Source organism: Kineococcus aridisoli, assembly GCF_050871885.1.
Lineage (GTDB): Bacteria > Actinomycetota > Actinomycetes > Actinomycetales > Kineococcaceae > Kineococcus.
In genome coordinates this window covers 1-11685 of sequence record NZ_JBJLSF010000118.1, presented here as the reverse complement: position 1 = coordinate 11685, position 11685 = coordinate 1, and the positions used below count along the sequence as shown (strand labels likewise).

Genomic DNA, 11685 nt, shown 5'->3' with positions numbered 1-11685 from the left:
GCGCCGGCGGGCGCGCCCGCGCTGTGGGCGGGGTGGGGCGCACGGGGGGGGGGGCGGCCGCCTCCGACGAGCGCGACGACCCCGCCGGGGGCCCCGCGGGCACCTGGGCGGCGGTCGCCCGCGCCACCGGCGTGCGCGCGCAGCCGCGCACCCCGCCGGACGCGGACCCCGGGAACCCCGGGACCTCCGGAACCCCCGCAGGAGGCGCGCAGCCCGTGCCGGTGACCCCGCTGCGGCGGCCGGCGGGAGGGTCGGCGGGAGGCGCGGCGGGGCGGTCGGGGCTGCGGCGCCGGCTGCCGGTGGCGGCGGCGCTGCTGGTCGGCCTGGCCGTCGGCGGGGCGCTCGGCGGGCTGCTGGGCGCCCGCTCGCCGCAGGGCGGGCCGGACCCGGGCACCGCGCCGGTGGTGGTGGCCGCCGCGCGGCTGGACCCGCTGCAGGGTTCCGGCTCGGGCAGCGCCGAGGTGGAGAGCGTCGGCGAGCGCCGCCTGGTGCACCTGCACGTGCAGGGCGTGGCCCCCGCCGAGGACGGCTACCTGGAGGCGTGGCTGCTGGACGCCGACGGCGGCCTGGTCGCTCTCGGTGCCGTCGACCCGGTCGACGGCGCCGCCGACCTGACGGTCGCGCTGCCCGCGAGCGTGGACGTCGGGCGCTGGTCCACCGTCGACGTCAGCCGGGAGGCGGCCGACGGCGACCCGGCCCACGGCGGAGACAGCGTGCTGCGCGGCACGCTCGCCCCGCGGACCTGACCCGGCCGGTCAGCCGCGTCCCGGTCAGCCGCCGTCGCGGCTGCCCCCGCGGTCGGCCATCTGCTGCAGCATCGCGTTGTAGCGGGCCAGCTCGGCGTCGCCGTCGCGGGCGGCGGCCCGGTCGCGGCGGCGGTTCTCCCGGGTGTCCGAGCGCGACCAGCCGATCGCCACGCCCAGCACGAGCACCAGGGTGGGCACCTCGCCGATGCCCCAGGCGATGTCCCCGCCCTCCTGCTGGTCGGCCAGCAGGTCCGCGCCGGGGGTCATCTGGGCGAACCAGTCGGCGGCCAGCAGCTGGGTGCCCTGCATGAGGGCGACGCCGAAGAAGGCGTGGAAGCCCATCGTCGCCAGCAGCAGGATCAGCCGCAGCGGGTAGGCGGGCCGGTGGGCGCCGGGGTCGACGCCGATGAGCACGGAGGCGAACAGGTACCCCGTGCCGAGGAAGTGGACCATCATCAGCTCGTGCCCGACGTGGGTGCGCAGCGCGAGCTCGAACAGCGGCGAGTAGTAGAAGACGATGAGCGAGCCGGCGAAGAGCGCGGCCGCCACCAGCGGGTGCCCCACGAGGGCCAGGTAGCGCGAGTGCACGATCGTCAGCAGCCACTCGCGGGCGCCGCGCGAGCCGTCGCGGCGCGCGGGCAGCACGCGCACCGCCAGGGTGACGGGCGCGCCGAGCACGAGCATCGGCGGCACCACCATCGTCAGCAGCATGTGCTGGAGCATGTGGGCGCTGAAGGTGATCCGGCCGTAGGCGGCGGGGCCGCCGCTGGTGACGAACAGCAGCGCCAGGCAGCCGACCACCCACCAGATCGTGCGGCCCACCGGCCAGCCGTCGCCGCGGGCGCGCAGCCGGCGCACCCCGAGCAGGTAGCCGACGAGGGCCAGCACCCCGATGGTCAGCCACAGCAGGTCCGGGGAGGTCTCGGTGAACCAGCGGGCGGCGCTCAGCGGCGGCGGGACCGGCTCGCCGAGCAGCTCCTCGGCCGCGGAGGAGCCCGGGGCGTCGTCGGGCACCGGGGTGGGGCTGCGGCTGAGCGCGACGCCGAGGCCGGTCGCGGCGCCCATCAGCACCAGCTCGCCGGCGGCGATGCGCGCGAAGGCGCGCGGGCGGGTGGCCAGCAGCGGGATGGTCCGCCGCCGGTGCCAGGCGCCCAGCGCCCCCAGGGCGACCAGGGCGACGACCTTGGCGACGACGAGGGCGCCGTAGCCGGAGGCCAGCCCGGACCAGCCGCCCAGGCGCACGGAGGCGTTGACGACCCCCGACAGCGCGACGGCCGCGAAGCACCACAGGGCGATCGTGGAGTAGCGCCGGGCCAGCACCGGCAGGTCGAGGGGCCGCTCGCCCGCGGCGAGCGGGACGGACGAGCGCCCGCGCCAGGGGGTCACGAGCAGCACCGCGGCCAGGCCGCCGACCCAGACGGTGACGCCGACGAGGTGGAAGGCGAGCGAGCTGACCGCCGTCTCGTGCGAGGCCGAGCCGGAGGCGTGCCCGGACAGCGACAGCGGCAGCAGGGCGAGCACCGCCAGCGCGGTGCCCCAGGCGGCGCCGGTGGGGGTGGTGGCCGCGGCGCCGACGGTGGCGACGACGGCGGCCAGCACGGTGGTGACCAGCAGCGCGCGGCCCAGGTCGATCTGCTGGGCGAACTGGGCGAACTGGGCGCCGAAGCCGTCGGCGCCGGGGGCGGCGCCGATGACGTCCATCGCGGTGAGCACCAGGACGAGCAGCGCGGCCACGGCCCAGACCCCGGCGGCGGTCCCGGCGGTGCGCACGGCGCGCGTCCAGGCCGCCGACGGGTGCGGCAGCAGGACGGTGGCGACGGCGAAGGCGCCGACGGCCAGCGAGGCGGCCAGGTCGTGCACGGTGCGGGCCACGGGCAGGCCGTAGCGGACGAGGGGCCCCGGGTCGCCGAGCACGGAGGGGGCCAGCCCGCCGGCGAGGGCGAGGGCGGTGAGCAGGACCGCGAGCGCGGCGAGGACGACGGCGACCGAGGTCAGCAGGACGCCGGGGACCGGGGGTGCGCTGCGGGCCGGTCGGATGGGTGCGGCCACCGGACCAGGGTAGGTCGCCGGGCGGACACGGCCCGGCGGCGGGTGGGCCGCGGGGCGGCCGGTGCGCTCAGGCGCTGACGCGGGCGCTGCGCACGGGGGCGTGCGCGGTGGTGACGTCGAACCAGACGGTCTTGCCGAGGGCGTCGACGTCGACGCCGTGGGCGTCGGCGAGGGCCTCGACGAGGGCGATGCCGCGGCCGTTGAGGGCGTCGGGGTCCAGGTCGCGGCGCTGCGGCAGCCGGGTGTTCTCGTCGCCGACGCCGACGCGCACGCGGTGCCCGGCGCGGCCGATGCGCAGGACGACCTCGCTGCGCCCGTGCAGGACGGCGTTGGTGACCAGCTCGGCCGTCAGCAGCAGCAGGGTGTCGACGACGTCGCCGATCACGCCCTCGCGGATGCACCAGTCGGCCACGATGCGGCGCGCTGCGCGGGAGGAGGTGGGGTCGGGTGCCAGCGTCGTCTCGCTCGACCAGTTCGTGACTGACACTACGTGGCTCTCCCGATACATAGAGTTACTAGGCACCGTAGCGCAGCGCAGCTCGAACGGAGCAGTCAGCAGGGTGCCACCCGCCTGGCGGCGCCCGTCGGGCACCCCGGTGCGGCAGGGCCCCGCACCCTGGTGGTCGATCGACACGTCGCAGTCCCCCGTCCCGCACCCGCGGCTGGTAGCTTGTCCACGTTCGTTGCATGTAGCAGTCAAGGATCTGGCCGTCCCGGCCGATGCCCCGGCTGGTACTTCGTCCCCGCGGGGCCGGCCGTTACACCACGAGGCCGACGATCCCCGCGCGACACTCCCGCACCCTGGAGCCGATCGATGTCCTGCCCCGCCCCGGGGGACCGTCCGGTGACGGCCACCCCCTCCGAGGGCTCCCCGCTGCGCCACCCCGCCGAGGTCGCCGCCCTGGCCGACCAGGTGGGCCGGCAGGTGCGCGCGCTGCACGCCCTCAAGGCCCAGCTGGCCCGCGGCCAGAGCGAGGTCGAGCGCGCGATGCACCTCGTCCTCTTCCACCTGGCCGACGCCGGACCGCTGCGCGTCACCGCCCTCGCCGAGCGCCTGGGCACCGACCCGTCCACGACGAGCCGCCAGACGGGTGACCTCGTCAAGCGCGGCCTGCTCGAGAAGCTGCCCGACCCCGACGACGGCCGCGCCAGCCTGCTGGCCGTCACCGACGAGGGCCACGAGGTCGTCACCGCCATGAAGGAGCGCCGCCACGAGCGGCTGGCCCGCGCCGTCGAGGGGTTCACCCGCGAGGAGCTCGTCACCTTCACCGCCCTGCTCGGCCGGTTCGCCGACGGCCTGGAGCAGGCCCGCCTCGACTCCCTCCGCCCCGCCCCGCCCCACGCCCAGGAGATCGCATGAGCAGCACGACCGCCGGTCCGGGACCGGCAGCACCCGAGGCGCCGGTGTTCACCCACCGGCAGATCATGGCGATCCTGTCCGGCCTGCTCCTGGGGATGTTCCTCGGCGCGCTGGACCAGACGATCGTCTCCACCGCCATCCGCACCATCGCCGACGACCTCGACGGGTTCTCCCTGCAGGCGTGGGCGACGACGGCCTTCCTCATCACGTCGACGATCTCGACGCCGCTGTACGGGAAGCTGTCCGACATGTACGGCCGGCGGCCGTTCTTCATCGCCGCCATCACGATCTTCGTCATCGGCTCCGCGCTGTGCGGGATCTCGACGTCGATGTACGAGCTCGCCGCCTGGCGCGCCCTGCAGGGCCTGGGCGCCGGCGGCCTGATGTCGCTGGCGCTGACGATCATCGCCGACGTGGTCCCGGCCCGGGAGCGGGCCAAGTACCAGGCCTACTTCATGATGGTCTTCGGCACCTCCAGCGTGCTGGGCCCCGTCGCCGGCGGGTTCTTCTCCGGCCTGGACTCCCTGCTGGGCCTGGCCGGCTGGCGCTGGATCTTCTGGATCAACGTGCCGCTGGGCGCCCTGGCGCTGATCGTCGTCATGCGCAACCTGCACCTGCCCAAGCGCACCAGCCACCACCGCATCGACTGGCCGGGCGCGATCGCGCTCGTCTCCTGCCTGGTGCCGCTGCTGCTGGTCGCCGAGCAGGGCCGCGAGTGGGGCTGGGGCTCGGCCGGTGCGCTGATCTGCTACGCCGTCGGCGCCGCCGGCTTCGTGGCGTTCGTCCTGGCCGAGCGCGCCTACGGCGAGGAGGCGCTGCTGCCGCTGCGCATGTTCCGCGGGCGCACGTTCGTCGTCGGCAGCCTCGGCTCGTTCATCCTCGGCATGGGCATGTTCGGCGTCTTCGCCGTCCTGCCGCAGTACCTGCAGGTCGTCAAGGGCCTCACCCCCACGATGGGCGGCCTGGCCATGCTGCCGGTCGTCCTGGGCATCATGAGCGGCTCGGCGTTCTCCGGGCAGTTCATCGCCCGCACCGGGAAGTACAAGGTGCTGCCCGTGGTCGGCACCGGCCTCATGGTCGTCGCGCTGTTCCTCTTCTCCCGGGTGAACGCCGACACCCCGACCTGGCAGACGATGATCGCCATGCTCCTCATGGGCTGGGGCCTGGGCGGCAACATGCAGCCGGTCATCCTCGCCGTGCAGAACGCGGCCTCGCGCACCGAGATCGGCGTCGCGACCAGCTCGGTGACGTTCTTCCGCCAGATGGGCGGCACGCTGGGCACCGCGGTCTTCCTGTCGATCCTCTTCTCCACCCTCGGCGACAAGATCGGCACGGCCTACGCCGCGGCCGGCCGCACGCCGGAGTTCCAGGCCGGGCTGCAGGAGGCCGGGCTGGACCAGGCCGGCCTGCAGGGCGTCCTGGCCCGCGCGCAGGACGACACCTCGATCCTGAGCACCCTGCCCGACGCGGTGTCCCACCCGTTCAAGGTCGGCTTCACCGACTCCACGAGCACCATCTACCTGGTCGCCGCCATCGTCATGGTCGCCGGGTTCGTCACCATGCTGTTCCTGCCCTCGCTGCCGCTGCGCGGCGCGGGCGGCGGTCACGGCGCCCCGCCGGCCGGCGGCCAGAGCGGCGGCGAGCAGGCCGCGCAGGCCCCCGTCGCCGCGGCCGGCGGCTCCGTGCAGCAGACCCAGGACGCCACGAGCGCGCACGCGGGTGCGAGCGCCGGCACCGGCGGTGCGAGCGGTGGCGCGAGCGCCCGGGCCGGGTCTGCGGTCGCGGACGTGGAGCAGGCCGGGACGGACATGGCACCGGGTGAGCTCGCCGAGCGCATCCGCAGCGGCGTGCAGCAGGCCAAGGCCGCGCAGCGCGCCATGGAGGAGCTGGCCGAGGAGGCCGCGCGCCGCGAGGCCACCTTCGACGCCGCGGTGGAGAACCTGCGCGAGCTGGGCCTGGACGACCCCTCGATCGAGGCGGCGCTGGGCGAGGACGCGGCGGCGCCGCGCGGCCGGCACGCCGGGCACGGGGCGGACGGCCTGCCGCACCCCGCGCAGCCGGCGCAGGGGGTCGGCGCGCAGAGCTGACGCCGGGCACGACCGGCACCGAGGGCCCCGGAGCACCCGCTCCGGGGCCCTCGTGCGTGCGGGCGCGGCGGCGGGCCGCCGCGTCACCAGCGGTGGGCGACGTCCACGACGAGCCGCGCGCCGGCACCGGGACCGTCCAGCGCGAGGACCCGGAACGGCAGCCGGGCGCGCACGCCCAGCCCGAAGGTCGTCTGCCCCTCGAACGAACCGGCCCACGCCACGTGCCGCAGCGTCGGGTACCCGCGCACGTCGGCCAGCTCGCCGTCGGGCAGGAAGAGGGCGTCGGTGGCGACGACCGGCTCGACGACGACCACCTCCAGCCGCGCCCCGCCGCGCAGCCTGACCACGTCCCCGGACCCGTCGTGGCGCACCTGGTCGACGTAGCGGACGAAGTGGCCGTCGCCGCGACCGGCGAGGTCCACCACGAACCGGTCGTAGCAGGCGTGCGTGCCGGTGCGCACGTCCACGACCTCCCCGTCCCGCTCCGAGGGCGCGCTGCGCGGCAGCGAACCCCAGCCGGCTGGGCAGGCCGCCCGCGCCGCGGCCGGGGGCGCCAGGCCCACCAGGGCCGCACCCAGGAGCAGGGACGCCAGTGCCGCTGACCGCCTCATCGCGGCCTCCTCCCGGCGGGGACGGCGCCGTGCCGTCCGGCCACCGCGCCCATCGTCCTCCCGCGGCGGGCAGCGCGACAGGGGTCTGCGCGAGGAGCTGCGGCAAGCCTGCCCTCCGGCAGGGCAGGCTCCCCTTCTTTTGACAACGTCCAAAGGAGGCGTACGGTCGACACATGACCACGGAGCGCGCGACCACGGCCGAGGAGCTGCTGCGCGGCGCCGGCCTGCGCTCCACGGCTCCGCGCCGCGCGGTCCTGGAGGTCGTCCTCGGGGCACCCCACGCGAGCTCCGGCGACATCGCCGGGCAGCTCGCCCGCGCGGGGCGCACGATGTCCCGGCAGAGCCTGGCCAACGTCCTCGACGACCTCACCGGCGCCGGGCTGCTGCGCAGCATCCAGCCCGCGGGGTCCGCGGTGCGCTACGAGACGCGGGTGGGCGACGGGCACCACCACCTGGTCTGCCGCGGCTGCGGGACCGTCGTCGACGTCGAGTGCGCGCACGGCGCACCGCCGTGCCTGCTCCCCGCCACCGACCCGGGGTTCCCCGTGGTCGACCGGGCGGAGATCACCTGGTGGGGCTCCTGCGCGGAATGCGCCGGCTCCCCCGCACGCTGAAGATCACACCACCGATCCGGAAGGGTTCGCGATGACCACCACGCAGGACGTCACCACCACCGGCCTCGACCAGACGCACGTCCCCGGCTTCCAGGCCAGCGGGCGGCTGAACGGCTCCCTCCAGCAGGTCCTCGTCGACCTCACCGCGCTGCACCTGCAGGGCAAGCAGGCGCACTGGAACATCGTCGGCCGCAACTGGCGCGACCTGCACCTGCAGCTCGACGCGCTCGTCGAGGCCGCCCGCGAGGCGAGCGACACCATCGCCGAGCGCATGCGCGCCGTCGGCGGCGTCCCGGACGCCCGACCGCAGACCGTCGCCGCGCAGAGCACCATCGGCGACTTCGGCGCCGACGAGATCGAGACGACGGCCGCCGTCGAGGCGGTCGTCGCGCTCACCCGCCGCACCGTCGACACGCTGCGCCGGGTGCACGACCCGGTCGACGCCGAGGACCCCACGACCGCCGACCTGCTGCACGGCATCATCCACGAGCTCGAGAAGCAGGCCTGGATGATCGGCTCGGAGAACCGCGCACCGCGCCGCTGACCCGCCGCTGACCCGCCGCTGACCCGCCGCTGACCCGGGCGCTGACCCGCCGCTGACCCGGGCGCTGACCCGCCGCTGACCCGGGCGCCGACCCGCGGCCGGCCCCGGTGGGGCAGGATCGGCCCGTGCCGAGCCTGCTGATCACCGGGGCCGCCGTCGCGACCGTCGACGCCGCGGGGACCGAACACGCCGAGGGGCACGTCCTCGTGCGCGACGGGGCCATCGCCGCCGTCGGTGCGGGCCAGGCGCCGCCGGGCACCGTCGCCGACCGCGTCGTCGACGCCCGGGGGCACCTGGTGACCCCCGGGTTCGTCAACACCCACCACCACCTCTACCAGTGGGCCACGCGCGGCTTCGCCGTCGACGAGGGCCTGTTCGACTGGCTGACGACGCTGTACCCGCTGTGGGCGCTGCTGCGCGCCGACGACGTCGAGGCCGCCGCCCGGGCGGGCCTGGCCCGCCTCGCGCTCACCGGTTGCACGACGACGACCGACCACCACTACCTGCACCCGCGCGAGGGCGGCGACCAGCTCGCCGCGACGATCGAGGCGGCCGCGACCGTCGGGCTGCGCTTCTCCCCCACCCGCGGCTCGATGGACCTCGGCGCCTCCGCGGGCGGGCTGCCGCCGGACTCCGTCGTCGAGGACGTCGAGGCGGTGCTGACCGCGACCGCCGACGCCGTCGCCCGCCACCACGACCCCTCGCCGTCCTCGATGGTGCGCATCGGCGCGGCCCCCTGCTCGCCGTTCTCGGTGACCCCGGAGCTGCTGCGCCAGACCGCGGCCCAGGCCGCCGAGCTCGGCATCCGCCGGCACACCCACCTCGCGGAGACCGCCGACGAGGAGGAGTTCTGCGCCCGCACCTTCGGCGCCCGCCCCGTCGAGGTCCTGGAGGACCTCGGCTGGCTGGGTCCCGACGTGTGGCTGGCGCACTGCGTGCACCTGTCCGACGCCGACATCGCCACGCTGGCCCGCACGGGCAGTTCCGTGGCGCACTGCCCCAGCTCCAACGCCCGCCTGGGCGCGGGCGCCGCGCGCGCCCGCGACCTGCTGGAGGCCGGCGTCCCCCTCGGCCTGGGCGTGGACGGCGCCGCCTCCAGCGAGCAGGGTTCGCTGGCCGACGAGCTGCGGCAGATGGTCTACACCGCGCGGCTGCGCGGCGGCCCGGACGCGATGAGCGCCCGGGACGCGCTGCGCGCGGCCACCGCCGGCGGTGCGGCCTGCGTGGGCCGCTCGGCGGAGATCGGCTCGATCGAGGTCGGCAAGCGCGCCGACCTGGCGGTCTGGGACCTCAGGGGCCTGGGCCACGCGGACCTCGACGACCCGGTCGTCGCCCTCGTCATCGGCCCGACGCCGCCGCTGGCGCTCACGACCGTCGAGGGGCGCGTCGTCGTCGAGGACGGGCAGCTGCGCACGACCTCCGAGCAGCGGGCGGTCGCCGACCTCGTGGCGGCCCGGCGGCGGGTGCTCGCCCGGCGCTGACCGCCCGGGGACGCGCGACGTGAGACTCGCCACTGCCGCCGCCCGGGGCGCCCCGGCACCCCCGGGCGCGGCGCTACCGTCGGGGGATGACGGCTGAACGCAAGGTGCACATCGTCGAGCCCCGCTACGCGCGCACGTGGTTGCTGGTCAACGCGACCCGGACGGAGCTGTTCGACGTCTCGCTCGCCTCCCGCGCCGACCAGGTCGTCCTCGACCTCGAGGACGCGGTCGACCCCAGCCGCAAGGACTCCGCCCGCGAGGACGTCATCCGCTGGCTGAGCGAGGGCGGGCAGGCGTTCGTGCGCATCAACGACGTCACCACCCCGCACTGGCGCGACGACGTCGACGCGCTCAAGGGCGTGCCCAACCTGCTCGGCGTCATGCTCGCCAAGACCGAGGCCGGTGAGCAGGTCGACGCCACCTGGCACGCGCTCGGCGGCCGCGCCCTCGTCGTGGCGCTGTGCGAGTCCGCGCTCGGCATCGAGGAGGCCCGCGAGATCGCGACCGCCCGCGGCACGTTCCGGCTGGCCTTCGGTTCCGGGGACTACCGCCGCGACACCGGCGCCGGCGCGGAGGACCTCGCGATGGCCTACCCGCGCAGCCGCCTCGTGACCGCCAGCGCGATCGGGCGCCTGCCCGGCCCCATCGACGGCCCCACCACCGGCGGCGGCCACCCGGAGCTGCGCGAGTCCTCCAGCGTCGGCGTGGCGATGGGCATGATGGGCAAGCTCTGCCTGGACCGCGAGCAGGCCTACGTCATCAACGAGGTCATGAGCCCGAACGTCTCGGACGCCACCTGGGCCCGCGACTTCATCGCCGACTTCGAGAAGAGCGGCGGCGTCGTGCGCGACGGTTCCGACCTGCCCCGCCTGGGTCGCGCCCGCCGCATCCAGGAACTGGCCGACGCGTTCGGCATCCAGCCGCTGTGACCGCCCTCCCGCGGGGGCCCCGGGTGCCGGGACCCCCGCGGGAGCGCTCCGCGCGCTCCGACCGGTTCAGTCCGCCAGCGGGCTGAACGCGGCGGCGTCGACGCGCACGACCTGCCCGAGGCCGCTCTGGCCGAGGAACGCGCCCGCCACGCTCCACGCCGTGGAGTACAGCGCCCCGCCGGCGAAGCGCAGGCCCACCGGCAGCGTCACCTGCGCAGCGCTGCGGGTGCCGTCGGGGGCGACGCGCACGACCTGCCCGACCGTGCTGATGTCGAAGCCCGGCGGCGGTTCCTCCGTGGCCGGGGCGCCCTCCAGCAGTTCCGACACGTACACCGAGCCGTCGTCGCCGACGGCCACCCCGACCGCGCCGGTGAAGCCGTCGAGCACCTCCACGACCGAGCCGTCGTGCGGGTCCAGGACGTACACGCGCGCCGCGCCCGGGGCCTCGGAGCCGAGGGTGGAGACGTGGAGGTTGCCGTCCGGTCCCCAGGCCAGTCCCGTCGGCACCGAGTCGCAGCCGGTGTGCTCGGGGTCGTTGTTCTCCAGCCCCTCGCACGCACCGGTCGTGACGACCGGCGGCACGAAGAACGTGCTGACCGCGCCCTTCGCGTCGACCGCGAGGACGGCGTTCGCCCCGGCGTCGGCGACGTAGGCGTACGCCTCGTGCCCGCCGCGGCCGGCGAGCACGGCGAACGGGTTGCTCAGCGCGTCCAGCGGTGCGCCGTCGTCGCCGAACTGCCGCTGGCCGTCGGGGTTCTCGGCCAGCTCGTGGGCCATGAGGTCGGCCAGGGCCCTGCGCGGTTCCCCGCGCCGGGAGGTCCACAGCGTCGAGCCGCCGCTGGTGCCGGGTTCGGCCTCGCCCGTGAGGTAGAACAGGGTGCCGTCGCGGCGGTCGACCCCGGTGAGGCCGGTGATGTCGGCGAGGCGGACGCTGGGCCCGTCCCCGCCGGGGATGATCCCGCTGATCTCGCCGGTGCCGCTCTCGGCGACGTAGAACCTGCCGTTCTCGGCCGACAACCCGAACGGGTCGTCGAGGCCGTCGGCGACCACGGTGATCGGGTCGTGGTCGTGGTGTTCCGTCGCGGCGTGCGCCGGGGCGGTCGTGGTGACCGCCGTCGCGGCTGCGGCGACGAGGACGAGTGCTGCTGACTGGAGCCGGTGCGCCATGGCCTTCTCCTCACGTCACGGGAACCTCGCCGTTCCCTGCGCGCCGGACGGTACTCCGCTGTGCGGGCGCTGTGCAGTCCCCCGGCCGGGGGACTGC

The 11685-nt window shown here is 76.1% G+C and carries 11 protein-coding genes; 7 read left to right on the top strand and 4 right to left on the bottom strand.

Annotated features, from left to right (window positions below):
* Positions 1-746 (top strand): anti-sigma factor (locus ACRYM2_RS21420; protein ID WP_432524575.1); only part of this gene is annotated, 746 nt, incomplete at its 5' end.
* A gap of 24 nt (positions 747-770) precedes the next feature.
* On the opposite strand, the gene ACRYM2_RS21415 is transcribed toward ACRYM2_RS21420, so the two are convergent.
* Complete coding sequence (locus ACRYM2_RS21415; protein ID WP_432524572.1) at positions 771-2795, bottom strand: bifunctional copper resistance protein CopD/cytochrome c oxidase assembly protein; 2025 nt, start codon at positions 2793-2795, stop codon at positions 771-773.
* Positions 2796-2862: 67 nt separating this feature from the next.
* Positions 2863-3282, bottom strand: coding sequence for an ATP-binding protein (locus ACRYM2_RS21410; RefSeq protein ID WP_432524570.1), 420 nt, complete (start codon positions 3280-3282; stop codon positions 2863-2865).
* 357 nt (positions 3283-3639) lie between these two features.
* Here ACRYM2_RS21410 and ACRYM2_RS21405 point away from each other — a divergent pair, with 357 nt between their 5' ends.
* A complete protein-coding gene (locus ACRYM2_RS21405; RefSeq protein WP_432524568.1) occupies positions 3640-4155 on the top strand; it encodes a MarR family winged helix-turn-helix transcriptional regulator in 516 nt (171 codons plus the stop codon).
* Entirely contained in the window at positions 4152-6242 is a 2091-nt protein-coding gene (locus ACRYM2_RS21400) for an MDR family MFS transporter (protein WP_432524565.1), read from the top strand. The genes ACRYM2_RS21405 and ACRYM2_RS21400 overlap by 4 nt, the downstream gene beginning before the upstream one ends.
* 83 nt (positions 6243-6325) lie before the next feature.
* Here ACRYM2_RS21400 and ACRYM2_RS21395 read toward each other — a convergent pair whose 3' ends face one another.
* Positions 6326-6853 (bottom strand): AMIN-like domain-containing (lipo)protein, encoded by a 528-nt coding sequence (locus ACRYM2_RS21395; RefSeq protein WP_432524564.1) that lies wholly within the window; start codon positions 6851-6853, stop codon positions 6326-6328.
* A 173-nt stretch (positions 6854-7026) separates the two neighbouring features.
* Between ACRYM2_RS21395 and ACRYM2_RS21390 the strand changes: the two genes are divergently transcribed.
* The 4 genes from ACRYM2_RS21390 (at position 7027) to ACRYM2_RS21375 (ending at position 10421) form a co-directional block, all read left to right on the top strand.
* Positions 7027-7467 (top strand): Fur family transcriptional regulator, encoded by a 441-nt coding sequence (locus ACRYM2_RS21390; protein ID WP_432524562.1) that lies wholly within the window; start codon positions 7027-7029, stop codon positions 7465-7467.
* A 31-nt stretch (positions 7468-7498) separates the two neighbouring features.
* A complete protein-coding gene (locus ACRYM2_RS21385; protein ID WP_432524560.1) occupies positions 7499-8011 on the top strand; it encodes a Dps family protein in 513 nt (170 codons plus the stop codon).
* 125 nt (positions 8012-8136) lie between these two features.
* Positions 8137-9492 carry an 8-oxoguanine deaminase gene (locus ACRYM2_RS21380; protein WP_432524558.1) on the top strand — a complete coding sequence of 452 codons (1356 nt, stop codon included), beginning with the start codon at positions 8137-8139 and terminating at the stop codon, positions 9490-9492.
* 86 nt (positions 9493-9578) lie between these two features.
* Positions 9579-10421 (top strand): HpcH/HpaI aldolase/citrate lyase family protein, encoded by an 843-nt coding sequence (locus tag ACRYM2_RS21375; protein WP_432524556.1) that lies wholly within the window; start codon positions 9579-9581, stop codon positions 10419-10421.
* 66 nt (positions 10422-10487) lie between these two features.
* Here the strand turns inward: ACRYM2_RS21375 and ACRYM2_RS21370 are convergent, their stop codons facing one another.
* Entirely contained in the window at positions 10488-11588 is a 1101-nt protein-coding gene (locus ACRYM2_RS21370) for a ScyD/ScyE family protein (protein ID WP_432524554.1), read from the bottom strand.
* Positions 11589-11685 lie beyond the last annotated feature (97 nt).